Raw genomic sequence first — 25570 nt, 5'->3', positions numbered from 1 at the left:
TCAATGAGTTTATTTTGTTTATACCGGCTTAGACGGCTTTTTCTCATAGGGATAATTCTAACTTAATTTGAATTTCCCTAGTTATCTAGGACAGCGCCTTATTATAAAAATACCGTCTGAAGTGGCGTTCAGACGGCATTTGTTTCAAGCGGGGCTAACAGCAGCGTCCGCCGTTTGCGCCGCAGCGGCGTTTGCGGCAATAGTCTTGAAATTGCAGCTTGTTCATCACGGGGGCGTTGGGATTATGTTTACGTTGTTGTGCAACGTAGTTTTCATAATCGGGCACGCCTGCCATCAAGTTTGCCGTCAGCTTGATGGTTTTCCACCAAGACGCGAGCTTATGCTTCACTTTGTTCCTCCGGTTGTTTGCCGTCGCGGTACACCGCCGGGATTTCTTTGGCGGTCGGCCAGCCGACTTTGCGTGCTTTGAGGGCGGTACGCAAACCGTACGCGGCAACAGTCACGACAACCGACAAGAAGAGGATGGTCAGACCGGCATTAATCTTGTCGTTGAAGATGATTTGCGCCATTTCGCCGATGTCTTTAGCGGGCGCAAGGACTTCGTTTTTAGCCAATGCGTCGCTGTATTTGCCTGCGTGGGCAAGGAAGCTGGCGCGCGGGTCGTTGTGGAACAGTTTTTGCAGACCGGCGTAGCAGGTTACAAGCAGTACGCCGACGGCAGGAACGAGTGCCACCCAGACATAACGGTCGCGTTTCATCTTAATCAGCACAACGGCACACATAATCAAGGCTACGCCTGCCAGCATTTGGTTGGCGATGCCGAATAAAGGCCAGAGCGAGTTGATGCCGCCCAGCGGGTCGGTTACGCCGGTGTAGAGGAAGTAGCCCCACAATGCCACGGCGAAGAAGGTCGCAATCAGGTTGGCGGGGATGGAGTCGGTGTTGCCGAAAGGTTTGTAGAAGATGCTGCCCAAGTCTTGAATCATAAAACGTGCGACGCGCGTACCGGCATCGACGGCGGTCAGGATGAACAAGGCTTCAAACAACAGGGCGAAGTGATACCAGAATGCCATCATCGCCTCGCCCGGAATCAGACGGCTCATAATGTGCGCCATACCGACTGCGAGGGTAGGCGCACCGCCTGTGCGGGACAGGATGGTGTTTTCGCCCACTTCCTTAGCGGTGTGCAACAGGGTTGCGGCATCGACAGGGAAGTTCAGCTTGGTGGTAATTACTTCGGCGGCGGTGTTGGCATCCGTACCGATCAGTGCGGCGGGGCTGTTCATCGCGAAATACACGCCGGGATCGAGCGATGCGGCGGCGGCAAGCGCCATAATCGCCACGAAACTTTCCATCAACATACCGCCGTAACCGATCATACGGACGTGGGTTTCGTTTTCCAGCATTTTCGGCGTGGTGCCGGAAGAAATCAGTGCGTGGAAGCCCGAAACCGCACCGCAGGCGATGGTAATGAACAAGAACGGGAACAATGCGCCTGAGAATACCGGGCCCGAACCGTCGATAAAGTGGGTAACCGCAGGCATTTGCAAAGCGGGATTGACGATGACGATACCCAAAGCCAAGGCCGCAATCGTACCGATTTTCAGGAAGGTGGAGAGATAGTCGCGCGGGGTCAGCAAGAGCCAGACCGGCAAAACCGAAGCCACGAAACCGTAAATCATAATCGCCCAAGTGAGCTGGATGCCGTCAAGGTCAAACCAATGCCCGATGGAGCTTTTCGCCACATCTTCGCCGTAAATTACCGCCAACATCAGCAAAATAAAGCCGACGATGGAAATCTCGCCGATTTTGCCCGGACGGATATGGCGCGTGTAAATACCCATAAACAGCGCAATCGGCATCGTTGCGGCAATGGTGAACGTACCCCAAGGGCTGTGAACCAATGCTTTTACGACAATCAACGCCAAAACCGCCATAATGATGACCATAATCATCAAAATACCGATGGAGGCAATCACGCCGGGGACAGTGCCGAGTTCCTGTTTCACAATATCGCCCAAAGACTTACCGTCGCGGCGCATAGAGACGAACAAGACCGTCATATCCTGTACCGCGCCGGCAAATACCACGCCGAAGATAATCCACAAAGTACCGGGTAGATAACCCATTTGCGCCGCCAAAACCGGACCGACCAAAGGGCCCGCGCCGGCAATCGCGGCAAAGTGGTGTCCGAACAATACGCCTTTGTGCGTCGGAACGTAGTCCAAGCCGTCGTTGTGCCGCTCGGCGGGCGTGAGACGGTTCGGATCGAGCCGCATCACGCGGTTGGCGATGTAGAGGCTGTAAAAACGGTAGGCGATACAGTAAACGGATATGGCGGCGGTAACCATCCATACCGCGCTGACCTGTTCGCCTCGGCTGAGGGCCAGAGTGGTAAAGGATGCTAAGCCGACCAGTACCACTATGCCCCAAATGAGGAAGGTTTTGAGTGATTTCATCGAATAAATCCTTATCTCACACTGTCGGAATATGTCGGAGCGGACAGGCAACGGTTGGCTACCCGTAATCCGATGCCGACACAAACCGGAGTTTGAATGATTGACGAAGTATGAAACAGTGCGCTTGTCGGGACTTGTGCCTTATGCCCGCATCAAACAGTGCAGGAATGTACGCGCACAAACGTTAAACGCCCGAATAGGATTTTAACGCAAATTAGCACACTGATATCGGTTTTTACTTGGAATTTGGAAAAATTTACATTCCTCCGGGCGGGCAGGCAGGTTCAGACGGCATCGTCAGGCAAAAGGCGGTGTCGGAAGACGGGTAAAGAAGGGGCGCGCAATCCGGATTATTGATTTATCGTGTTTCCTTTTCGGTTGAACCTCAGCCCTTTGGGGCGGTAAAATCAGACTTTATTTGGGAGGGGCGCAACCCCTTCCGAATCAGGACGGCACATAGGGCGGTGCTTTAATGTGTCGTCCTGTGTGTTGAAACATATTTTCTTTTTATTGGGGAGCTTTTATGAATATCAGGTTTTTCGCGCTGACCGTATCGGTTTTGTCTTTGGCGGCCTGTGCCGTGCCGGAAGCGTATGATGGCGGCGGACGCGGGTATATGCCGCCTGTTCAAAACCAAGCCGGCCCGGACGATTTTCGAGCGTTTTCATGCGAGAACGGTTTGTCTGTGCGCGTCCGCAATTTGGACGGCGGCAAAATCGCGTTGCGGCTGGACGGCAGGCGTGCCGTCCTCTCTTCCGACGTTGCCGCATCCGGCGAACGCTATACCGCCGAACACGGTTTGTTCGGAAACGGAACCGAGTGGCACCAGAAAGGCGGCGAAGCCTTTTTCGGCTTTACCGATGCCTACGGCAATTCGGTCGAAACTTCCTGCCGCGCCCGTTAAACGGGGCAGCCTGTTTGAACCGCCGTCCGGATTTTTCGGGCGGTTTTTTATGCCGGTTTTGTTTTGGCCGTCGGCTGGTTCCGGCGGTTTTCGGGCGTGGCGGATTATTTTTCGTTTCGTTCTGGGTTTATCCTGTCGGCAGCGGCTCAATGCCAACTTTAAACCTGCTCCGATTTCTTCAGGGCTGTTATCCAATGATAAAATTACATCGTCTGCATCAATGGCATCCCACGCTTCCGGCTTGACATGGCGGCTCGGGCTGATTTTCAGGCAGCCGTTGTGCAGCCAAATATCCCCGCTCATCATGTTTTTAAATAGGGCGCGTCTGGTTTTATAGCCCAAGTTCCCGCATAGGTTGGCAACCCAATCCTCATAGCGTTGCCGAAATTTTTCGGTATCAAAAAAATCTTGGTCTTCCGAACTGTCATAAACGAAAGTCCTGCTGTTTGCCAACGCTTGCAAGACCGTCGTGCCTAAAGTTTCATTGTCGGTATCCAATGGCAGGATATGGGGGGATATAGGTGGTCTATTGCCGTTAACCCCAAACCTGAACATGTTTGAACAATCAGAGCTTCTTCATTAGCATAAAAAACTGCCCAATAATTGATCCTGTTTAAAAATCATTATTTAATCTCCGTAATTTTGACTGTAATGTTTTGACTTTTGCCATACTCTACCACGCGTTGTAACTGCAATCTTTGCTTCTTATATATTGTACCCTATCAAAGGGCTGCATTACTTTTCTTTCTAAAGATTACTATCGCATAAAAAGTATTTTTCTTAAACGACAGGGATGCGCCCGTGCCATATTCAAACACCGCCCGGATGTTGCGCTGCCCGATCGGATGCTTCAGACGGCATCGGAAGGGTTTGCAGTTTTGGAATATGAAGATGATAATGTCCGCGAGATTGACGGCATTTGAAAGCGGTTATCCCGTATACCGGAGGACACGAAATGAACGAATATTCCCAATTAATCAAGCATCCCGATATTTCCCTTTCCCCGATTTCAGACGGCATCGGGGTCGGCAATCCGGCGACGGGCGAAATTTCGGCGTATGTCCGCAACACGGGTTCGGACAAGCTGAAAAACCTGATTCAAAAGGCGGCGGCAGCGCAAAAATTATGGGCGGCGAAAACCGCCTTGGAACGCGCCGACATATTGTGGCGTTGGTATTTTTTAGTTAAAGAAAACAAAGAAGCACTGGCGCGTCTCATGACGATGGAGCAGGGCAAAAGCCTGACCGAGGCGCGCGGCGAAATCGATTATGCGGCTTCGTTTGTGCGCTGGTTTGCCGAAGAGGCGCGGCGGATTGACGGCGATGTGCTGACGAGTGTGAAAGCGTCGCAAAAACTGGTTGTGTTGAAACAGCCCGTCGGCGTTACCGCTGCGATTACGCCGTGGAATTTCCCGTCCGCGATGATTGCGCGCAAGGCCGCGCCTGCTTTGGCGGTGGGCTGCGCGATGATAGTCAAACCTGCATCGCTCACGCCTTTGAGTGCGTATGCGTTGGCTGTACTGGCCTACGAAGCGGGCGTGCCGCAGGATTTGCTTCCCGTCGTCAGCGGCCGCGCTTCGGAAATCAGCCATGAATTTGCCACGAACCCGACCGTGCGCAAAATCAGCTTCACCGGCTCGACCGAAGTCGGCGCGAAAATTTTTGCCGGCAGCGCGGCGGACATTAAAAAACTCAGTTTGGAACTGGGCGGCAACGCGCCGTTTATCGTGTTTGACGATGCCGATTTGGACAAAGCCGTCGAAGGCGCGCTGGCGAGCAAGTTCCGCAACAGCGGTCAGACCTGCGTCTGCACCAACCGCGTTTACGTCCAATCGGGCATTTACGACGTATTTTGCCGCAAATTGAGTGAAAAGGCAGCCGCGCTCAAATTGGGCGACGGCTTGGACGAAGGTGTGAACCAAGGACCGCTGATTGAGGAAAAAACGGTAGAAAAAGTCGAACAGCACATCGCCGACGCACTCTCCAAAGGCGCGGTCTGTCTGACCGGCGGCAAACGCAGCGCGTTGGGCGGAACGTTTTTTGAGCCGACTGTCTTAAGCGGCGTTACGGCGCAAATGGCGGTAGCTCGCGAGGAAACCTTCGGACCTTTGTGTCCGGTGTTCCGTTTTGAAACCGAAGCCGAAGTCATCGAGGCTGCGAACAATACGGAATACGGTTTGGCAGCTTACCTTTTCACCTCCGACACCGCCCGTCAATGGCGCGTCGGCGAAGTCTTGGAATACGGCATGGTCGGCATCAATACGGGCTTAATCAGTAATGAAGCGGCACCGTTCGGCGGGGTGAAACGCAGCGGTTTGGGACGTGAAGGCAGCAAATACGGTGCGGACGAATATCTAGAATTGAAATATTTGTGCATTGATGCCGGGTGACGGATGCCGTCTGAATGGCAGGGTTTCAGACGGTGTCGCATTTTAAGCAGTCTCTATCTGTTGTACAATGCGCCCTGTTTTTACGGTTATTTTTGATTTGAATGTAAGATATGATGGAAAACGGAAAAACATTCCCGAGATGGCGTTTTGCCGTGAAAAGTGCGGGCTGGCACCTCTTAATCAGCCTATTGGTTGCAGGGCTGGCGGCATTGCTGGTTTTTAAGGTTTGGTATCCTTATCCTTATGCCGAGCTGACGGGCGGTCTGTCGCTTTATCAGCTGGTGGTGGCGGTCGATATCGTATGCGGCCCGCTGCTGACTTTAATTTTGGCAAGCCCGAAGAAAAAGACAAAGGCACGCATGGTCGATTTTTCCATGGTCGGCATCATCCAGCTGGCGGCTTTGGCGTACGGTTTGCACAGCGTTTCGCTGGCGCGTCCCGTGGTGGAAGCGTTTGAACAGGACCGCATGACCATTGTTACGGCGGCGGAAGTCGTGGTCGAAGATTTGCACAAAGCCCCCGAAGGGCTGCAAAGCCTGTCGTGGTTCGGCATCCGCCGCATTGCATTGAAAGAACCTGAGGATGCGGATGAGAAGAACAAGACGCTGGATTTGTCCCTGAAAGGTATCGAGCCGAGTATGCGTCCCGACCGGTGGCTGCCGTATTCCGACAAGGAAGCAGAAAAAATCCGCAAACATCTGAAACCGCTGAAAGTCTTGGCGGATGCGAGAAAAACGACGGTTGCGGACATTCTGAAACAGGCAGGTCTCGCCGAAGGGGAGGAGCTGTATTACCTGCCGTTTACCAGCAGCAGGCAGAAAGAGTGGATAGTCATTACCGATAAAGAGGGCAACACCAAAGGCTACGCGCCGATAGACGGCTTCATCATCCCTTAACCATTGGGATTCCGCCCGCACTCGAACATCCGTTCTTCGCGGCGGTAGAATCAGACTGTATTTGAGAGGGGCGCAACCCCTCAATCAGGGCAACACATAGGGAGACGCTTTATGTGCCGTCCGTGTATTGAAACATTTCAAAATAAGCCCATGCCGTCCGAACATCCTTTCAGACGGCATGGCGTTTTGCCATTGCCCCGATAAGCTGTTAAACTGTTTAAATTATTTCGACCGAAGGTACACGCACATGAAAGACCCCGAGCAGAGCAGTAAGCCCGCCCGCCGTTTTTTGTGCGTACCGTCTGTTCAGGCAGCTTGAGCGTTTCAGGCTGCCTTTTTGCGTTTGAACTTGAGGAACACGAAAATCATGGATTTCAGTTGGTTGGCAGAACCGCATACCTGGATAGGTTTTGCCACGCTTTTGGTGTTGGAAGTCGTATTGGGGATAGACAACCTTGTCTTTGTGGCGATTTTGGCAAACAAGGTCCAGCCCGCACGGCGCGACCGCGCACGGATTACCGGGCTGGGGCTGGCAGTCGTCATCCGCATCATTATGCTTGCTTTTATGGCGCATATCATCACGCTGACCGAACCGCTGTTCCAAATCGGCGGTCTCGCCGTTTCCGGCAAGGACATGATTATGCTCGCGGGCGGTATTTTCCTGCTTTACAAAGCCACTACCGAACTGCACGAACGCCTCGAAGGGCATAACCGGTTTGCCGTTGCCGACAACCAAAAAAAACACGCGCCGTTTTGGGGCGTGGTCGCGCAAATCCTGATACTGGATGCCGTGTTTTCCATCGATTCGGTCATCACCGCCGTGGCGATGGTCGATCACATCGTCGTGGCGATGGGCGCGGTCGTCGTCGCAATGGCTGTCATGATTTCCGCCAGCAAACTCTTGACCGAATTTGTGGACAGGCATCCCACCGTCGTGATGCTCTGCCTTGGTTTTTTGTTGATGATCGGTTTCAGCCTGATTGCGGAAGCCTTCCATTTCCACATTCCCAAAGGCTACCTCTACGCCGCCATCGGCTTCTCGATTTTAATCGAACTGTTTAACCAGATTTCGCAACGCAACAGCCGCAAAAACGACTACATCGGCAGCTCGTGGCGCAAGCGCACCGCCGAAAACGTTTTGGGTATGATGGGCATACGCGAAAGCGTGCTTGCTGACGCGGGCGGCGAATCCGTGGATGACGCGCATTTTGAAGAAAACGAAAAATCGATGATACGCAGCGTGCTGACGCTTGCCGAACGCCCGATTATGGGGGTGATGATTCCACGCCGCGACATCGAACGGCTGGACATTTCCCAAAGCCGCGAAGAACAGTATGCCCAACTGCAAAACACGCCTTACAGCCGCCTGCTCGTTGTCGGAAAGGCGGGCGTGGACGAACCGTTGGGCTACATCAACAAAAAAGACCTGCTGTCCCAACTGCTGGAAACAGGCGGTCTCGACATTCAGACGGCATTGCGCCAGCCGCTCGTCCTGCCCGACGGCACGACCGCCTTGGGCGCGCTCGAACTCTTCCGCCAAAGCAGCGCGGATTACGCTTTGGTGGTGGACGAGTTCGGCGCGGTGTTGGGTATGGTGACGATGAAAGACCTGTTGGAAGCCATCGCAGGCGAGTTCCCCGAAGAATTCGAGCGCGAAGAAGAACCCGCCGTTCAGGGGAATCCCGATGAAAGCCTGACGGTGGAAGGCGCGTTGGAATATGTGGAGCTGGCATCCCAACTCAACCTGCCGCAGCAGGAGGAAGATACCGATTTCCATACCGTTGCCGGGCTGATTATGGAAGAATTGCAAACCATCCCCGATGTCGGCGATTTTGCCGATTTTCACGGCTGGCGGTTTGAAGTGGTCGAAAAAGAAGGGCAGCGCATCGAGCGGGTCAAAATCACCAAATTGCCCGAAGAATAAGCATCCAGGATAAAAAATGAACGTTTTGATTTCCAACGACGACGGCTATCTGGCAGAAGGCATTGCCATTCTGGCGCGGGTTGCGTCGGAATTTGCCAATGTCAGGGTGGTCGCGCCCGAGCGGGACAGGAGCGGGGTCAGCAATTCGCTGACGCTCGACCGTCCTTTGCAGCTGAAACAGGCGCAAAACGGCTTCTGCTACGTCAACGGCACGCCGACCGACTGCATCCATGTCGGCCAGTTTGCCCTGCCCGATTTTAAGCCCGATGTCGTGTTTTCAGGTATCAACCGTGGCGCAAATATGGGCGACGATACGCTTTATTCGGGGACGGTTGCGGCGGCGACCGAAGCCTATCTGATGGGTATGCCTGCTGTGGCGTTTTCTTTAAACGATGCTTCCGGACGCTATTGGGCAACCGCAGAAAAGGCACTGTGGACATTGTTGGCGCATTTTTTTAAAAAACCGCCGTCCGCGCCCGTCTTGTGGAATGTCAACATCCCTGCTGTCGCACCGGAAGATGTCAGGGGAATCAAGATTACCCGTTTGGGCAGACGGCATCATGAGCAGAACATCGTCCCGTCCCGCAATCCGCGCGGCGAACAGATTTATTGGATAGGGCCGGTCGGCGAAGTTTCCGATCGGGAAGAGGGGACGGATTTTGGTGAATGCGGCGCAGGTTTTATTACCGTAACGCCGCTGCAAATCGATTTGACCGCCTATCCGGACATGGCGGAGACGGCGGCCTTTTGGCATACGGACTGACCGTTTTTCAAATACCGTCGGGTTTTGCGCTTGAGAAGAACGCGCATTTTTATTATGATATACCGCATTCAGGCTATATATCGGAACATGAAGGTTATCTTATGTTGAAACAAACGACACTTTTGGCAGCTTGTACCGCCGTTGCCGCTCTGTTGGGCGGTTGCGCCACCCAACAGCCTGCTCCTGTCATTGCAGGCAATTCAGGTATGCAGACCGTATCGTCTGCGCCGGTTTACAATCCTTATGGCGCAACGCCGTACAATGCCGCTCCTGCCGCCAACGATGCGCCGTATGTGCCGCCCGTGCAAACTGCGCCGGTTTATTCGCCTCCTGCTTATGTTCCGCCGTCTGCACCTGCCGTTTCGGGTACATATGTTCCTTCTTACGCACCCGTCGACATCAACGCGGCGACGCATACTATTGTGCGTGGCGACACGGTGTACAACATTTCCAAACGCTACCATATCTCTCAAGACGATTTCCGTGCGTGGAACGGCATGACCGACAATACGTTGAGCATCGGTCAGATTGTTAAAGTCAAACCGGCAGGATATGCCGCACCGAAAACCGCAGCCGTAGAAAGCAGGCCCGCCGTACCGGCTGCCGCGCAAACCCCTGTGAAACCCGCCGCGCAACCGCCCGTTCAGTCCGCGCCGCAACCTGCCGCGCCCGCTGCGGAAAATAAAGCGGTTTCCGCCCCCGCGCCCGCCCCGCAATCTCCTGCCGCTTCGCCTTCCGGCACGCGTTCGGTCGGCGGCATTGTTTGGCAGCGTCCGACCCAAGGTAAAGTGGTTGCCGATTTCGGCGGCGGCAACAAGGGTGTCGATATTGCCGGCAATGCCGGACAACCCGTTTTGGCGGCGGCTGACGGCAAAGTGGTTTATGCCGGTTCAGGTTTGAGGGGATACGGAAACTTGGTCATCATCCAGCACAATTCCTCTTTCCTGACCGCGTACGGGCACAACCAAAAATTGCTGGTCGGCGAAGGTCAGCAGGTCAAACGCGGTCAGCAGGTTGCTTTGATGGGCAATACCGATGCTTCCAGGACGCAGCTTCATTTCGAGGTGCGTCAAAACGGCAAACCGGTTAACCCGAACAGCTATATCGCGTTCTGACTTTCCGTTTGCAATCAGGTTAAAAATGCCGTCTGAAAGGTCTTCAGACGGCATTTTTGTTTTGGCGGCTGTGTTTTCAAATCATTCCGAAGGGACGGGGCGTATAAATTTGTTTGACTGTGTTTGGGTATTTGCTTGATTTCATCCGTTTGCAATGGAAAAGCCGCTTATTTCCGTTCGGAGGGCGGTTTTATCGGATAAAAGGCATTTTGTCCGACTGATTAGGGCTGCATCAAGGGAATATGAAAACACAACCGCTTAGTCTCACGGCTGTGTTCCAAAATGGCGTTGAAAAACGGATGAGCCAGAATCAGCCGATTTTGCTTCAATAAATCAAACCATTACACCGAATGTCGGAACAATGCTTGTCCTGTCTTTCAGACGGCATAGGCCGCCGTCAGCAGCCGCAGGACACGTCTCCGGAGGCTTGGAGGCTGATTTCTCTGCGTTTTTTGGCTTTTTCGTAGCGGCAGCGTTGGCGGTCGGTCAGGATTTCCAGCGGAGGGACGGGGACGGGTTTGCCGTCTTTGACCGCAACCATCGTGAAGTAGCAGCTGTTGGTATGGCGGATTTCTCCCGTACGGATGTTTTGTGCTTCGACACGGATGCCGATTTCCATAGAGGTACGCCCCGTGTAGTTTACGCTGGCGTAGAAAGTAACCAGGTCGCCGATGTGGATGGGTTCTTTAAACAGGACCTTGTCAACCGAAAGGGTAACGCAATAGTTGCCGCTGTAACGGCTGGCACAGGAATAGGCAACCTGGTCGAGCAGGAGCAGGAGTTCGCCGCCGTGTACGTTGCCGCTGAAATTGGCGGTGTCCGGCATCATCAGTTCGGACATAATGAGTTCGTGGGAAGGCAGTTGGCGTTGTTGTGTCATGGTGTACCTGTTTTAAGAAAGGGTGTTTTGAAATGGGTGCGGGAAAATTTTAGGGAATGGGGAAGTGGAATTCAAGCTAAAAAAAGCTATGGAGGGATAGTCTGCCGAAATGGGCCGCCGATGCCGTCTGAAGCCTTCAGACGGCATTTTGTTCAGGAAAGCCAAAAACGGAAAACCAAGAAAAACACGAGTGCCAGCACGCCCGCCCAAACGGCGAGCATGAATCCGGCAACCGCCCGTCCCATACGGTAAACCGGGTTTTTGCGTTCGTCTTCGATGGGGGAGGCGTGGTGTTTTTCGGGTTGTTCGGACATTTTGTTCTCAACCGGAAAAGTTGGAAACGGGCGTAAGGTTACGCTGCCGCGCAAAAAGATTTAAGAAGGAAGGTCAGCAGCTGTCTTCCCAATTTTCGTCCCAAGCGTGTTTCAATGCCGTCTGAACGGTATCGGCATCAAAACCGCGATAGGCGAGGAAACGCGCCTGTTTTTGTTTTTCTTTGAGGTTGGCGGCGGGGTGTTTGAATTTTTTACGCAACACGGCTATGGCGGCTTGCTTTTCGCTTGAGCGGTCGGGAAGCAGGTTGCGGCTGGTTTTTTCATCTATGCCCTGTTGCGCCAAAGCCTGTTTCAGCCTCAATGAACCGTGTTTGCGGCTTTTGCTGCGGATATAGGCTTCGGCGTAGCGCAAATCCGACTGCCAGTTGCGTTCGGCAAATTCGTTTAACACGTTTTCCAACTCCTCTTCGCTTTCGGCGTGCGGTGCAAGTTTGCGTTTCAGACCGATGCGGCTGACTTCTTGGCGCGAGAGGATGTCCATCGCGCGGGCGCGTAGGGATTTTTGCGGTTTCATGGCGGCGGTTTCGGCACGGAAAGATTCAGACGGTATGGGAAACGGATTCCGATGCCGTCTGAACAGATTGTTTTATTCTTCGTCTTTGTTTTTCTGCGGTCGCAGGTTTTCGTAAATTTCGGGCAGCGCGCCGATAATCCGGTCGGGGCGGGTCGTATCGTCTTGCGAGAGCAGCGTCATATCGCCGTAACCGAAGGTAACGCCGACACTCAGGCAGCCGGCGGCTTTGGCGGCGATGATGTCGTTGCGCGAGTCGCCGACCATAAGCATATTGGCGGCATCGATACCCAAAACTTCGGCGGCGTGCCGCAGCGGCAGCGGGCTGGGTTTTTTTTCGGGCAGGCTGTCTCCGCCGAGTATCAGGCTGAAGTAGTCGGCGAGTCCCAGTTGTTTTAGAAGCTCGGCGGCAAGGATTTCGTTTTTGTTGGTAATGATTACCAGCGGAATGCCCAAGGATTTGAGCAATGCCAGCCCGGCTTCGGTTTCGGGATAGGGGCGGGTGAAGACGCTCAAATGGTCGCGGTAGTATTTCATATAGGACACGAAACCTTTTTCCCACAGTTCGGAATCGGCTTCGCGGTCGCGGTCGTTGGTGAGGACGCGGTGAACCAGTTTGCCGATGCCGTCGCCGACGTAGCTTTCGACCACTTTGGCGGGCAGCGGTTTCATACCGAGTTGTTCCAACATCGCTTCTGCGGCGGCGGCAAGGTCGGGGACGGAATCGCACAGTGTGCCGTCCAAATCGAAGGCGACGGCTTGGACGTGTTCGATGGCTGCATTCATAATCCGGTTTCCTGTCGGGTTGAAAGGGTTTATTTTAACATCGTTTGCACAGGGCTTCTAATGTATAGATTATTAACAATCGCAACAGGTTTTTCGGGCGGTGTTTTCGGATTTTATGGCGGGGTCTGGCAAGGGTTTGAAATCCCGGCGATGTTCCAATTAAATTTTTAAAAAATAAAATGATGACTATATCTTTATTTAATTGGACATTTGCTTTTCGGATGCGCGCTGCTTTTTTCAGACGGATGCTGTGCGGCTTGAAAAATAAAATCATATATAGATTAATAAAATCGGGCTTATGTCGACTACATGCTATTACGTTTTGTCGGGAAATTGGTTATAGTAATGAGCGAAATGCACGCCCCTGAAAATCTTTTTGCGAAAAGGAAGCAAAATGTCTGATGCCGTTGCAAAAGAAACCCTCAATCCGTTTGAAATCGCGCGAAAACAGGTCAAAACCGCCTGCGACCGGCTGAAAACCGATCCGGCCGTTTATGAAATCCTGAAGAGTCCGACCCGCGTGTTGGAAGTCAAACTCGACGACGGCACGGTCAAAACCTTTACCGGTTACCGTTCGCGTGCGTTCCCATCCCGGTGTGAATCTGGACGAAGTCAAGGCACTGTCGATTTGGATGACCATCAAATGCTGCGTTGCAGGCATTCCTTACGGCGGCGGCAAAGGCGGCGTTACCTTGGATCCGCGCGATTATTCCGAGGCGGAACTGGAACGCATCGCCCGAGCTTATGCCGAAGCGATTGCCCCGCTGATCGGCGAAAAAAATCGATATTCCCGCCCCCGATGTGAACACCAACGGCAAAATTATGTCGTGGATGGTGGATGCCTATGAAAACGTGGTGAAACATTCCGCGCCGGGCGTATTTACCGGCAAACCGGTTGAGTTCGGCGGCTCTTTGGCGCGTACCGAGGCTACCGGTTACGGCGTGAACCTCGCCGCCGTCCAAGCTTTGGAAAAACTGGGCAAAGATGTGAAAGGCGCAACCTACGCCATTCAAGGTTTCGGCAATGTGGGCTACCACACCGGCTATTACGCGCATCAATCCGGCGCGAAAGTCGTTACCGTATCTACTGTTGACGTTGCTATCTACAATGAAAACGGCTTGGATATGGAAGCGCTGTTTAAAGAGTTCCAAGAAAAAGGCTTCATCACCAACGAAGCCGGTTACGGCAAAGAAATTACCAACGCCGAACTTTTGGCTTTGGATATGGACGTACTCGCCCCTTGCGCATTGGAAAACCAGCTGACTTCCGAAAACGCCGGTAAAGTCCGCGCGAAAATCGTGGTTGAAGGCGCAAACGGCCCGACTACGCCCGAAGCCGACGTTATCCTGCATCAAAACGGCGTATTGGTCGTGCCCGATATTTTGGCAAACTGCGGCGGCGTGGTCGTTTCCTATTTCGAGTGGGTGCAAAACCTGCAAGGCTATTATTGGGAGTTTGACGAAGTTCAGGAAAAAGAAATCGTCGTCCTGCGCCGCGCGTTCCGCGATATTTGGAACTTGGCGCAAGAGTATGATGTCGATTTGCGTACCGCGTCTTATATGATGAGTATCCGCCGTGTTGAAAAAGCGATGAAGCTGCGCGGCTGGTATTGATGTTTGAACAAAGGATGCCGTCTGAAACCATTTCAGACGGCATTTTTGTTTGGACGGAATTAATGGTGAGAATGGCCGATTTGGAAGGTTAAAGTTGTGTAGTTCGCCTGTTTTTGGCACAGGCTTTGATCGGGGAAATCGGCTTTGTATTCGACACTCGCTTTCCAAAAGCCTTGGCGCAAGGGGATGATGTCCACTTCGCCTTTGCCGTCGGTGGTGTCGGAGAAGGCTTGGGCTTCGGTTTTGTGCGTTTTGCTGCGGTCGCTGGTGTCGAAGCCGTCAAATGTAGCGGTAACGGTGGCATTGGGCAGCGGTTCGCCACGGAACAGAACGCGGACTTTGAAGCGTTCGCCTACGTGAATGTTGGCGGGATTGTCCAGCGGGACGATTTCCAAGTTTTGTCCGACCGGTTTGGTGATGATGGCGGTGTCCGCGCTTTCGTGTCCCACGTTGACAATGTTTTTACCGAACATACGGGTTTGTTCGCAATAGCTTGCGTCAGGCATTTCTTTGATGCCAGCCTGTTTCCAGCCTGCTTTGTTTTTTGACCGGAAAGTAGGCTGATATTCGGCGGTAATGAGGTAGCTGCCGTCTTTGACGGGACGGTTGCTGCGGTATTGGTAGTTGTATGTGCCGCGTTGAATCATGTTTTCCTTACCTTTTTCGGTAACCAGCTGCATCGGTTTGCTGAAGATGTGCAGGCGGTCTTTGGCGATGGGTTCGAGTTCGGGGAATTCGCCGTAGCCCAAGTCGGCTTTAAGGTATTCGCCGCCGTGCGTGTGGGCGGTTTCGACCCAGACGCGGTGGGCGTGTGCGGATGTGGCAAATAGTGCGGAAACGGCGAGCAGTGTCAATGTTTTCTTCATGGTGCAGCCTTTATATCGTGCGGGTTAAAAATTTTGTTATGCTATAACAAAATATGTATCGTGTGAAGACGGATTTGCCGCCTGAAAACTGTCTTTTTGTATCGATTTGAATTTTTCAGAAAATGAAGCGGACGTTTGGGCGGAGGCAACTTGTTTGATAAGATAGCAATATTTCAAAACGGAGAAATATCATGCCTTATGTCAATATTAAAGTAACCGGCGGCAAGGAAGCACCGACTGCCGCGCAAAAAGCGGAACTGATCGGCGGCGTAATCGAATTGCTGGCACGCGTGCTGGGTAAAAATCCCGAAACAACGGTTGTCGTGATTGACGAAGTGGATACCGATAACTGGGATATAGGCGGCAAAAGCGTCAGCGAACGGCGCAAAGAGGGCAGGTAAAAAGCCTGAAAACCCCGCCCTGATGCTTTAAATTCCGCGTGAAAAAGAGTACATTCCCACCCATTGCCCAAAATTTACGGAACACATTATGGATAAATTTCCCAAGTCTGCAAAGCTCGACCACGTCTGCTACGACATACGCGGGCCGGTTCACAAAAAAGCCCTTCAGTTGGAAGAGGAGGGCAACAAAATCCTCAAGCTCAATATCGGCAACCCTGCGCCGTTCGGCTTTGAAGCACCTGATGAAATCTTAGTCGATGTCATCCGCAACCTGCCGACTTCGCAAGGCTATTGCGATTCGAAGGGGTTGTATTCCGCACGCAAAGCCATTGTTCACTACTATCAGAACAAAGGTTTGCGCGATATTACGGTAAACGATGTCTATATCGGCAACGGCGTGTCCGAGCTGATTGCGATGTCTATGCAGGCGTTGCTCAACGACGGCGACGAAATCCTGATTCCCGCGCCCGACTACCCTTTGTGGACGGCGGCGGCAACGCTTGCGGGCGGTACGGTACGCCATTATCTGTGCGACGAAGAAAACGGCTGGTTTCCCAACCTTGCCGATATGGAAGCCAAAATCACGTCCAAAACCAAAGCCATCGTCGTCATCAACCCCAATAACCCGACAGGAGCGGTGTACAGCAAGGAAATCCTGCTGGAAATTGCCGAACTGGCGCGCAAGCATGGTTTGATTATTTTCGCCGACGAGATTTACGACAAAATCCTTTATGATGGCGCGGTTCACTGCCACATCGCCGCGCTCGCCCCCGACCTTTTGACGGTAACGTTCAACGGTTTGTCCAAAGCCTACCGTGTAGCCGGGTTCCGCCAAGGCTGGATGGTGCTAAACGGGCCGAAACATCACGCAAAAGGTTATATCGAGGGTTTGGATATGCTCTCGTCCATGCGCTTGTGTGCCAATACGCCGATGCAGCACGCGATTCAGACGGCATTGGGCGGTTATCAGAGCATTAACGAATTCATCTTGCCCGGCGGACGGCTTTTGGAACAGCGCAACAGAGCGTGGGAACTGGTCAACCAGATTCCCGGCGTGTCCTGCGTCAAACCGATGGGCGCGATGTATATGTTCCCGAAAATCGATACCGAAATGTACCGCATCCGCGATGATATGAAATTCGTTTACGATTTGCTGGTGCGCGAAAAAGTCCTGCTGGTACAGGGAACGGGGTTTAATTGGATCAAACCCGACCATTTCCGCATTGTTACGCTGCCTTACGTCCATCAGATTGAAGAGGCGATGGGCAGGTTGGCAAGATTCCTGCAAACCTACCATCAGTAGGATTCTGATAAAAAATGCCGCCTGGAACGGAGATTCCCGTTTCAGACGGCATTTTCAACAGCAGGAACAAATCAGGCAAATTTCAGTCTGTCGCCGTCGGCTTCCACCTTGATTTCGCTTTCGGGCGCATAGTTTCCGGCAAGCAGGGCTTTGGCCAGCGGGTTTTCGATTTCCGATTGGATCGCGCGTTTGAGCGGACGTGCGCCGTAAATCGGGTCGAAACCGGCTTTGGCGATGATGTCCAGAGCGGCATCGGAAACAGTCAGGCGCAGGTTTTGTTTTTCCAAACGTTTTTCCAAACCTTTGAGCTGGATTTTCGCAATACTGCGGATATTGGCCTGATCCAAGCCATGGAACACGACCACTTCGTCGATGCGGTTGATCATTTCCGGACGGAAATGTTCTTTCACATCCTCCATCACAACTTCTTTCACCGCTTCGTAGTCCTGCGTGCCCATTTGTTGGATGTGCTGGCTGCCGATGTTGGAAGTCATCACAATCACGGTATTTTTAAAATCTACCGTCCTGCCTTGTCCGTCGGTCAAACGACCGTCATCCAATACTTGCAGCAGGATGTTGAATACGTCGGGATGGGCTTTTTCCACTTCGTCCAAAAGAATCACGCTGTACGGTTTGCGGCGGACTTGTTCGGTCAGGTAGCCGCCCTCTTCGTATCCGACATAACCCGGAGGCGCGCCGATTAAGCGGGCAACGGCGTGTTTTTCCATGTATTCGGACATGTCGATGCGGATGAGGTGGTCTTCGCTGTCGAACAGGAAGCCTGCCAAAGCTTTGCACAACTCGGTCTTACCCACACCGGTCGGGCCTAAGAACAGGAAGCTGCCGTAAGGTTTGTTCGGATCGGCAAGGCCGGAGCGGCTGCGGCGGATGGCATCGGACACGGCGCGCACGGCTTCGTTTTGACCGACTACGCGGCGGTGCAACACTTCTTCCATTTTCAACAATTTATCGCGTTCGCCTTCCATCATTTTGGATACGGGAATGCCGGTCATACGGGAAACGATTTCGGCCACTTCATCCGCGCCGACTTCGGTACGGAAAAGTTTGTTTTGTTTTTTGCCGTCGGGGTTGCTTTCCGCTGCCTGCAACTGTGCGCCCAATTTCGGCAACTCGCCGTATTCGAGTTCGGACGCGCGGGCGAAGTCGCCTTGACGTTTGGCTTGTTCGATTTTGACTTTGATGTCGTCCATTTGTTTCTTGATGTCGGCAGTGCTGGAAGACGCGGCTTTTTCGGCTTTCCAGATTTCGTCCAAATCGGCGTATTCTTTTTGCAGGCCGTCGATTTCTTCGTCTATCAGTTCCAAACGTTTTTTGCTGGCATCATCGCTTTCTTTGGCAACGTGCATTTTTTCCATTTTGAGCTGGATGATGCGGCGGTCGAGTTTGTCCATCTGTTCGGGTTTGCTGTCCAGCTCCATTTTGATGCGGCTGGCGGCTTCGTCAATCAAATCAATCGCTTTGTCGGGCAAAAAGCGGTCGGTAATGTAGCGGTCGCTCAACTCCGCTGCGGCAACGATAGCAGGGTCGGTAATATCGATGCCGTGGTGGATTTCGTAACGTTCCTGCAAACCGCGCAGGATAGCGATGGTGTCTTCCACGCTGGGTTCGCCGACCAATACTTTTTGGAAACGGCGTTCGAGTGCCGCGTCTTTTTCGATGTATTGGCGGTATTCGTCCAAAGTAGTCGCACCGATACAGTGCAGTTCGCCCCGCGCCAAGGCCGGTTTCAACATATTGCCCGCGTCCATCGCGCCGTCGGTTTTGCCCGCGCCGACCAAAGTATGGATTTCATCGATGAAAATCAGGGTGTTGCCGTCGTCTTTCGCCAAATCGTTCAATACGCCTTTCAAGCGTTCTTCAAATTCGCCACGGTATTTCGCACCGGCAATCAAAGCCGCCAAATCCAAAACCAGCAGGCGTTTGTTACGCAGGGATTCAGGTACTTCGCCGTTGACGATGCGTTGCGCCAAACCTTCGACGATGGCGGTTTTACCCACACCGGGTTCGCCAATCAGCACGGGGTTGTTTTTGGTGCGGCGTTGCAGCACCTGAATCGCGCGGCGGATTTCATCATCACGACCGATAACGGGGTCGAGCTTACCGTCTCGGGCGCGTTGGGTCAGATCGAGCGTGTATTTTTTCAAAGCATCGCGTTGGTCTTCGGCATTCGCATCGTTCACGTTTTGTCCGCCTCGTACCGCATCGATCGCGGCATTGATGTTTTGTTCGGTCGCACCGGCTTCTTTCAAGATTTTGCCGGCCGCATCGTTCTGCTGCACCAAGGCGAGCAGGAAAAGTTCGCTGGCGATATAGGCATCGCCGCGTTTGGTTGCCGCTTTGTCCATCAGGTTCAACACCGCCTGCAATTCGCGGCTGGGCAGAATCTCACCACCTTGTCCGGACACTTTCGGCAGGCTGTTCAAATGCTGCTGCAAACGCTGTTTAACCTGCGGCACGTTCACGCCCGCATGAGCCAAGAGCGCGGCAGCTCCGCTGTTTTGGTCGTCAAGCAGGGCTTTCAGTACGAAACCTGCTTCCAGATAGCTGCTGTCCGCAGCCAACGCCAAACTCTGAGCTTCTGCAAGGGCTTGTTGGAATTTGGCGGTTAATTTGTCGTATCGCATTTTCGTTTCCTTTTCAAAATGTCCGCTGTCGAAGCCTATATGTGCATGACTGTGGATAACTCAAGTGTTGTTTTCTGTTTTTCTATATTTAATTCGATATATTGTTGAATTTAAAGTATATAGAAATGTATAATAATATGTATAACTATATCTTCTTAATATGGAAAAGTCTGTTGTCGGCTGGATGTATGTGGCAAATCGGGTATAATCGGCGCATCTTTTCCCTTTCAGACGGCATTGCTGCCGTAAGGACATTTTTATGAGCAAAAAACGAGTTCTGACCGGCGTAACCACCACCGGCACCCCGCATCTGGGCAACTACGTCGGCGCCATCCGCCCCGCCGTCCGCGCGGCGCAAAACCCCGATACCGAATCCTTCCTCTTCCTCGCCGATTACCACGGCATCATCAAATGCCACGAGCAGGAGATGATTCACCAATCCACCCAAGCCGTTGCCGCCACTTGGCTTGCCTGCGGACTCGACCCCGAGCGCACCACCTTCTACCGCCAAAGCGACATTCCCGAAGTGATGGAGTTGAACTGGATTCTGACCTGCATCACCGCCAAGGGTTTGATGAACCGCGCCCACGCCTACAAAGCCGCCGTTCAAGCCAATGCGGAAAACGGGCAGGAAGACCCCGATTTCGGTGTGGAAATGGGTTTGTTCAGTTATCCGATTCTGATGACTGCCGACATTTTGATGTTCAACGCCAACGAAGTCCCCGTCGGGCGCGACCAAATCCAACACGTCGAAATGGCGCGCGACATTGCCGGCCGCTTCAACCACCGTTTCCAAGAACTCTTCACCCTGCCCGAAGTGAAAATCGACGAAAACGTCGAACTCTTGGTCGGTTTGGACGGACGCAAAATGTCCAAATCCTACGGCAATACCATTCCGCTTTGGGAAAACGACAAAAAAACCCAAAAATCGGTCAACAAAATCATTACCAACATGAAAGAGCCGGGCGAGCCGAAACAGCCCGACGAAAGCCCTTTGTTTGAAATCTATAAAGCCTTCTCCACGCCGTCTGAAACGGCGGAATTTACGCAAATGCTTGCCGACGGCTTGGCTTGGGGCGAGGCGAAAAAACTTTCGGCGGCGAAAATCAACGCCGAATTGGCAGAACTGCGCGAACGCTACAACGCATTGACCTCTAATCCTTCGCAAATCGAAGAGATTTTGCAGGCAGGCGCGCAAAAAGCGCGCAAAGAAGCGCGCGAATTGTTGGATAAAGTACGCGATGCGGTCGGCATCCGCCCGTTGAAATAAACCCAATGCCGTCCGAACCTCCGCCTGCCACGTTTCAGACGGCATTTCAGACGGCATTTTGAAACCATCAGGAGTGCGGAATGCTGAAAATACCTTTTGCCGTGTTGGGCGGCTGCCTGCTGCTTGCCGCCTGCGGCAAATCCGAAAATACGGCGGAACAGCCGCAAAATGCGGTACAAAGCGCGCCGAAACCGGTTTTCAAAGTCAAATACATCGACAATACGGCGATTGCCGGTTTGGCTTTGGGACAAAGTAGCGAAGGCAAAACCAACGACGGCAAAAAACAAATCAGTTATCCGATTAAAGGCTTGCCGGAACAAAACGCCGTCCGGCTGACCGGAAAGCATCCCAACGACTTGGAAGCCGTCGTCGGCAAATGTATGGAAACCGACGGAAAGGACGCGCCTTCGGGCTGGGCGGAAAACGGCGTGTGCCATACCTTGTTTGCCAAACTGGTGGGCAATATCGCCGAAGACGGCGGCAAACTGACGGATTACCTGATTTCGCATTCCGCCCTGCAACCCTATCAGGCAGGCAAAAGCGGCTATGCCGCCGTGCAGAACGGACGCTATGTGCTGGAAATCGACAGTGAGGGGGCGTTTTATTTCCGCCGCCGCCATTATTGAGTTATTCGGACATCACGGAATATATTTGGATTTTTCAAACCTTGCGGAAAAAGTCCGCGCCGCCGGGAAACTCAAAAGGAGGGGATGTGTGTTACAATTTTCCGAACTGTTTTCATAAAATAGTTTTCGGACGTGTTTCAATATGGCATTGATGCCGCCTTGTTGTTCGAGAAAAAACCCTTTATATTTAATATAATGGGTTTTAACTAAACGGGAAACCGTTTTCTCTCCGGCCGATGGGCAAAATCAGCCGATTGATGGAACACGGTCCGGTTTTTAAGCAAAACCTTAATCAACAACTCAAGAAGGATAAGACATGAAAAAATTATTGATTGCCGCAATGATGGCGGCTGCCTTGGCAGCTTGTTCGCAAGAAGCCAAACAGGAGGTTAAAGAAGCGGCCCAAGCCGTTGAGTCCGATGTTAAAGACACTGCGGCTTCTGCCGCCGAGTCTGCCGCTTCTGCCGCCGAAGAAGCGAAAGGCCAAGTCAAAGATGCTGCGGCTGATGCAAAGGCAAGTGCCGAGGAAGCTGTAACTGAAGCCAAAGACGCGGCAGCCGAAACCAAAGAAGCGGTAAGCGAAGCGGCTAAAGACACTTTGAACAAAGCTGCCGACGCGGCTCAGGAAGCGGCAGACAAAATGAAAGACGCCGCCAAATAATTTGTTGCCTTGGCAAAAATGACGAGATGCCGCCTGCCGGCAACCCAAATGAAACCGCCTGAAGATTTTCAGGCGGTTTTTGAGTTGTATGCCCCTTGTTTTTTACGCCTGCATGACCGTGCAGGGAGGATGTGCCGCGCATATCGGGATATTGCGGACAGGGAAATGCCGTCTGAACATCATTTAGACGGCATTTGGTTTGTCAAGGTTCAGACGGCTTCAACTTTGAACGGCATATTGATTTTTTGCCATTGGACGCTTTCATATTCCAATGCGTCGGCAATCAGGGGGTGGCGTTCCAGCCATTTCCTGTCAATACGCAGGATGAAGCCGCAGCTTTCCGTATCCGTACGCAACTGCATATTTTTCGGGAAAGACAGGTCTTGGCGCGAACGGCAGAACAAGGCGGCAAGGCGCAGGGACAAAACGGCATACCACAACATTTCGTTGCCGCCGATAATGCCGCCCATTTTTTTCATATCGCCGCGATGACCGATGACCAGTTGGGCAAGTATGGTCTGTTCCTTGCGTGAAAAACCCGGCATATCGGCGTTTTCGAGGATGTAGGCGGAATGCTTGTGATAGCCGGTATGGGCGATGTCCAAACCGATTTCATGCAGCGCGGCGGCGCGTCCGAGATACTGTTGCCACAAGGCAAGTTCTTGAACCGTAACGTTTTTGGCATGACAGAGGCTGTCCATAAAGGTTTGCGCGGTCTCGGCGGTGCGTTTCGCCTGATTGAGGCTGACGTGGTAGCGGTGTTGGAACTCGGCAACCGTTTGTCCGCGCATATCTTCGTTTAAGCCGCGCCCGATTAAATCGTAAAACACGCCGTCGCGCAGGGCGGCTTCGGTTACGGTCATCCTGTCGAGTTTCATTTCCTCAAACGCCGCCATCATCACGGCAAGTCCGCCGGCAAAAACTTCGATGCGTTCCGGTTTCAGGTTTTCAAATTTGGCTTTTTTGACCGAACCGGCTTCGATGATGCGTTCGGCGAGGGCGCGCATTCCCTTGTAGGTAATGTCCGCCTCTTGGGGCATTTCGGCGGCAAGCACGTCGCGGATGGATTTTGCCGAACCCGATGTGCCGACGGCGAAATCCCAACCTTCGCGCCTCATATTTTTGCTGATGCGCTGGATTTCGTTGCGGGCGGCGGAAATGGCGGCTTGGAAGTCTTTGGCGGTAATTTTGTTTTGGAAGAAGCGCAGGCTGTAGGTTACGCAGCCCAAGGGCAGGCTTTCGGTAATGTCGGGATTCAGCGTCGAACCGATGACAAATTCTGTCGAACCGCCGCCGATGTCGATAACCAGCATTTTGCCCCCGCAGGGGGGGAGGGTGTGGATCACGCCGGTATAAATCAGCCGCGCCTCTTCGCGCCCGGCGATGATTTCGATGGGGAAACCCAGTGCCGCTTCGGCCTTGGGAAGGAAATCTGCGATGTTTTTGGCGACGCGGAATGTATTGGTTGCCACGGCGCGCACCTGCTCGGGGCGGAAGCCGCGCAGGCGTTCGCCGAATTTTGCCAGGCAGTCCAAAGCCTGTTCCTGCGAGGATGTGCTGAGGTTTTTCTGTTCGTCCAGACCGGCGGCAAAACGGACCATCTGTTTGAAGGAATCGATGACTTTTAATTGTCCGTTGTTGTTTTCGCAAATCTGGAGGCGGAAACTGTTGGAACCCAAATCGACGGAGGCGAGGACGTTTGCGGGATTGGTGGTCATGGCGGATACCGGTGGGGGAAAAACGCAATGTTACTCTGACGGCGCAGGCGTTGACAATAAATGATGCGGCTGTTTTTGATTCTGCTCACGGATGTTGCCGACGGTATGTTTCCGACAGCAAAAAATGCCGTCTGAAAAACGTTCGGACGGCATTTTTTGCGCTTATTTGAAATCCTTTTCCACGCTCATGAAAATCTGCGTATTTTTGCGTGTGTAAAAACTTTTCATATTGCTGCCGATTTTCAGATAACGGAAATTGAGTTGCGGCGTAAAGCCCTTCCAAGAGATTTTGTCGTGCCGCAACGACAGGTTTGCCTGATATTCGTGGTCTTTGCGCGGGAAGCGGTACACAATTGTCCCGGGTGCATCAAAAGTCCTGCGGGTATAGCGCAGGTTTGCCCGCAGCCCCAAGCCGCCGTCGAACGTTTTGACCGCGCCGACACGCAAACCCTTGCGGACGGAAGCCTGTTCCGCCTCTTTCGTCATGTCGTGCGGCCAGTCCGCACCGCCGTAAAGCAGCCGGTCTTTCGGCGCGGAATACATCAGCGTCGCGCCCGCCAGCGGCATATGGCTGCCGTATCGGGCGGCGGTGCGGTCTTCCTGATAATGCTTCCACATATTGCCCGCGTTCAGCGTCAGCCGCCAGCGTTCGCCCAAGCGTCGGGAGAAATCGGCATTGAAGCCGCCGGCGAAATTGTATCGGCTGCCGCCCAAGAGGTTTTGCCCGACAAACGGCACGGTGCCGAACGAGCGCGTTACCGAACGGTTTTGATGGCCGAACGACAGGCGCAGGCTCTGTTCGCTGAAATCTTTGTTATCCCAATAATGCACGCCGCGGCTGATGCCGCCGTAGAGGAAATGATGCCCGCCCGCATTGATTTCGCGCGACACGCCCAAGCCGTAGCGCAAACCGTGTGCCTTTTGCGGCAGGCTGTCGGCGGTTTTCGTCCAGCTTCTGCCCGCAAATTCAATCGTTTTTTCGGACGAAGCGTTGTTTATAGCGGATTAACAAAAATCAGGACAAGGCGGCGGGCCGCAGGCAGTACGGATAGTACGGAACCGATCCGCCTGGTGCTTCATCACCTTAGGGAACCGTTCCCTTTGAGCCGGGGCGGGGCAACGACGTACCGGTTTCTGTTCATCCGCCATATTGTGTTGAAACACCGCCCGGAACCCGATATAATCCGCCCTTCAACATCAGTGAAAATCTTTTTTTTAACCGGTTAAACCGAATAAGGAGCCGAAAATGAATCCAGCCCGCAAAAAACCTTCTCTTCTCTTCTCTTCTCTTCTCTTCTCTTCTCTTCTCTTCTCTTCTCTTCCCTTCCGCAGCGCAGGCGGCAAGTGAAGGCAATGGGCGCGGCCCGTATGTGCAGGCGGATCTGGCTTACGCCTACGAGCACATCACCCGCGATTATCCCGATGCAGCCGGTGCAAACCAAGGCAAAAAAATAAGCACGGTAAGCGATTATTTCAGAAACATCCGTACGCATTCCATCCACCCCAGGGTGTCGGTCGGCTACGACTTCGGCGGCTGGAGGAT

20 protein-coding genes and 3 pseudogenes are annotated in these 25570 nt (G+C 53.0%); 12 read left to right on the top strand and 11 right to left on the bottom strand.

The window, feature by feature from the left end:
• Window positions 1-154 precede the first annotated feature (154 nt).
• Window positions 155-349 carry a YbdD/YjiX family protein gene (locus DFR77_RS09785; RefSeq protein ID WP_003688166.1) on the bottom strand — a complete coding sequence of 65 codons (195 nt, stop codon included), beginning with the start codon at window positions 347-349 and terminating at the stop codon, window positions 155-157.
• Window positions 339-2420 (bottom strand): carbon starvation CstA family protein, encoded by a 2082-nt coding sequence (locus DFR77_RS09780; protein WP_003690967.1) that lies wholly within the window; start codon window positions 2418-2420, stop codon window positions 339-341. Before DFR77_RS09780 ends, DFR77_RS09785 begins: the two co-directional genes overlap by 11 nt.
• 523 nt (window positions 2421-2943) lie before the next feature.
• Between DFR77_RS09780 and DFR77_RS13435 the strand changes: the two genes are divergently transcribed.
• Window positions 2944-3324 carry an MliC family protein gene (locus tag DFR77_RS13435; protein WP_003688168.1) on the top strand — a complete coding sequence of 127 codons (381 nt, stop codon included), beginning with the start codon at window positions 2944-2946 and terminating at the stop codon, window positions 3322-3324.
• 135 nt (window positions 3325-3459) lie between these two features.
• On the opposite strand, the pseudogene DFR77_RS13430 reads toward DFR77_RS13435, so the two are convergent.
• Window positions 3460-3948: pseudogene (locus DFR77_RS13430) on the bottom strand (contact-dependent growth inhibition system immunity protein); the annotation flags it as partial.
• Window positions 3949-4279: 331 nt separating this feature from the next.
• Here DFR77_RS13430 and DFR77_RS09760 point away from each other — a divergent pair.
• From DFR77_RS09760 to DFR77_RS09735, 5 genes are all read left to right on the top strand, one after another.
• Window positions 4280-5713: an NAD-dependent succinate-semialdehyde dehydrogenase gene (locus DFR77_RS09760; RefSeq protein WP_003699794.1), complete on the top strand. Its 1434-nt coding sequence runs from the start codon at window positions 4280-4282 to the stop codon at window positions 5711-5713.
• Between the two features lie 110 nt (window positions 5714-5823).
• Window positions 5824-6609, top strand: a complete 786-nt coding sequence (locus DFR77_RS09755; RefSeq protein WP_003696962.1) for a fimb protein — start codon at window positions 5824-5826, stop codon at window positions 6607-6609.
• Between the two features lie 367 nt (window positions 6610-6976).
• Entirely contained in the window at window positions 6977-8533 is a 1557-nt protein-coding gene (locus tag DFR77_RS09745; protein WP_003693413.1) for a TerC family protein, read from the top strand.
• A 16-nt stretch (window positions 8534-8549) separates the two neighbouring features.
• Window positions 8550-9296, top strand: a complete 747-nt coding sequence (surE, locus tag DFR77_RS09740; RefSeq protein WP_003690973.1) for a 5'/3'-nucleotidase SurE — start codon at window positions 8550-8552, stop codon at window positions 9294-9296.
• 101 nt (window positions 9297-9397) lie between these two features.
• Window positions 9398-10411 (top strand): peptidoglycan DD-metalloendopeptidase family protein, encoded by a 1014-nt coding sequence (locus DFR77_RS09735; protein ID WP_033910219.1) that lies wholly within the window; start codon window positions 9398-9400, stop codon window positions 10409-10411.
• Between the two features lie 397 nt (window positions 10412-10808).
• Here DFR77_RS09735 and DFR77_RS09730 read toward each other — a convergent pair whose 3' ends face one another.
• The 4 genes from DFR77_RS09730 to DFR77_RS09710 form a co-directional block, all read right to left on the bottom strand.
• Window positions 10809-11291 (bottom strand): acyl-CoA thioesterase, encoded by a 483-nt coding sequence (locus tag DFR77_RS09730; RefSeq protein WP_033910217.1) that lies wholly within the window; start codon window positions 11289-11291, stop codon window positions 10809-10811.
• 152 nt (window positions 11292-11443) lie between these two features.
• Entirely contained in the window at window positions 11444-11605 is a 162-nt protein-coding gene (locus DFR77_RS09720) for a hypothetical protein (protein ID WP_010358395.1), read from the bottom strand.
• Between the two features lie 73 nt (window positions 11606-11678).
• Window positions 11679-12140: a recombination regulator RecX gene (gene recX / locus DFR77_RS09715; RefSeq protein WP_003688187.1), complete on the bottom strand. Its 462-nt coding sequence runs from the start codon at window positions 12138-12140 to the stop codon at window positions 11679-11681.
• 72 nt (window positions 12141-12212) lie between these two features.
• Window positions 12213-12923, bottom strand: a complete 711-nt coding sequence (locus DFR77_RS09710) for a phosphoglycolate phosphatase (RefSeq protein WP_003690977.1) — start codon at window positions 12921-12923, stop codon at window positions 12213-12215.
• Between the two features lie 394 nt (window positions 12924-13317).
• Here DFR77_RS09710 and DFR77_RS14585 point away from each other — a divergent pair.
• Window positions 13318-14537 (top strand): annotated as a pseudogene (locus DFR77_RS14585) (Glu/Leu/Phe/Val family dehydrogenase).
• A 59-nt stretch (window positions 14538-14596) separates the two neighbouring features.
• Here the strand turns inward: DFR77_RS14585 and DFR77_RS09695 are convergent.
• Window positions 14597-15403, bottom strand: coding sequence for a DUF4198 domain-containing protein (locus tag DFR77_RS09695; protein ID WP_003688191.1), 807 nt, complete (start codon window positions 15401-15403; stop codon window positions 14597-14599).
• 191 nt (window positions 15404-15594) lie between these two features.
• Between DFR77_RS09695 and DFR77_RS09690 the strand changes: the two genes are divergently transcribed.
• Together DFR77_RS09690 and DFR77_RS09685 are read left to right on the top strand one after the other, a co-directional pair.
• The gene (locus DFR77_RS09690) at window positions 15595-15804 is read left to right on the top strand and encodes a tautomerase family protein (RefSeq protein WP_003688192.1); all 210 of its coding nucleotides are present in this window, start codon (window positions 15595-15597) and stop codon (window positions 15802-15804) included.
• Between the two features lie 88 nt (window positions 15805-15892).
• The gene (locus tag DFR77_RS09685) at window positions 15893-17107 is read left to right on the top strand and encodes a pyridoxal phosphate-dependent aminotransferase (protein ID WP_003690983.1); all 1215 of its coding nucleotides are present in this window, start codon (window positions 15893-15895) and stop codon (window positions 17105-17107) included.
• A 71-nt stretch (window positions 17108-17178) separates the two neighbouring features.
• On the opposite strand, the gene clpB is transcribed toward DFR77_RS09685, so the two are convergent.
• Window positions 17179-19752: an ATP-dependent chaperone ClpB gene (clpB, locus tag DFR77_RS09680; RefSeq protein WP_003693405.1), complete on the bottom strand. Its 2574-nt coding sequence runs from the start codon at window positions 19750-19752 to the stop codon at window positions 17179-17181.
• Window positions 19753-20011: 259 nt separating this feature from the next.
• Here clpB and trpS point away from each other — a divergent pair, with 259 nt between their 5' ends.
• The 3 genes from trpS (at window position 20012) to DFR77_RS09660 (ending at window position 22309) form a co-directional block, all read left to right on the top strand.
• Window positions 20012-21022 carry a tryptophan--tRNA ligase gene (trpS, locus tag DFR77_RS09675; protein ID WP_003690986.1) on the top strand — a complete coding sequence of 337 codons (1011 nt, stop codon included), beginning with the start codon at window positions 20012-20014 and terminating at the stop codon, window positions 21020-21022.
• A gap of 80 nt (window positions 21023-21102) precedes the next feature.
• Window positions 21103-21648: a hypothetical protein gene (locus tag DFR77_RS09670; RefSeq protein ID WP_003693401.1), complete on the top strand. Its 546-nt coding sequence runs from the start codon at window positions 21103-21105 to the stop codon at window positions 21646-21648.
• Between the two features lie 316 nt (window positions 21649-21964).
• Entirely contained in the window at window positions 21965-22309 is a 345-nt protein-coding gene (locus tag DFR77_RS09660) for an Ag473 family lipoprotein (protein WP_010360341.1), read from the top strand.
• Window positions 22310-22518: 209 nt separating this feature from the next.
• Here the strand turns inward: DFR77_RS09660 and ppx are convergent, their stop codons facing one another.
• Window positions 22519-24027 carry an exopolyphosphatase gene (ppx, locus tag DFR77_RS09655; protein WP_003688205.1) on the bottom strand — a complete coding sequence of 503 codons (1509 nt, stop codon included), beginning with the start codon at window positions 24025-24027 and terminating at the stop codon, window positions 22519-22521.
• A 162-nt stretch (window positions 24028-24189) separates the two neighbouring features.
• Window positions 24190-25026: pseudogene (locus DFR77_RS09650) on the bottom strand (surface lipoprotein assembly modifier); the annotation flags it as partial.
• Window positions 25027-25570: the final 544 nt, after the last annotated feature.

Origin of the sequence: Neisseria gonorrhoeae (assembly GCF_003315235.1) — a bacterium.
GTDB classification, from domain to species: domain Bacteria; phylum Pseudomonadota; class Gammaproteobacteria; order Burkholderiales; family Neisseriaceae; genus Neisseria; species Neisseria gonorrhoeae.
This window is presented reverse-complemented; position numbering and strand designations above follow the sequence as displayed.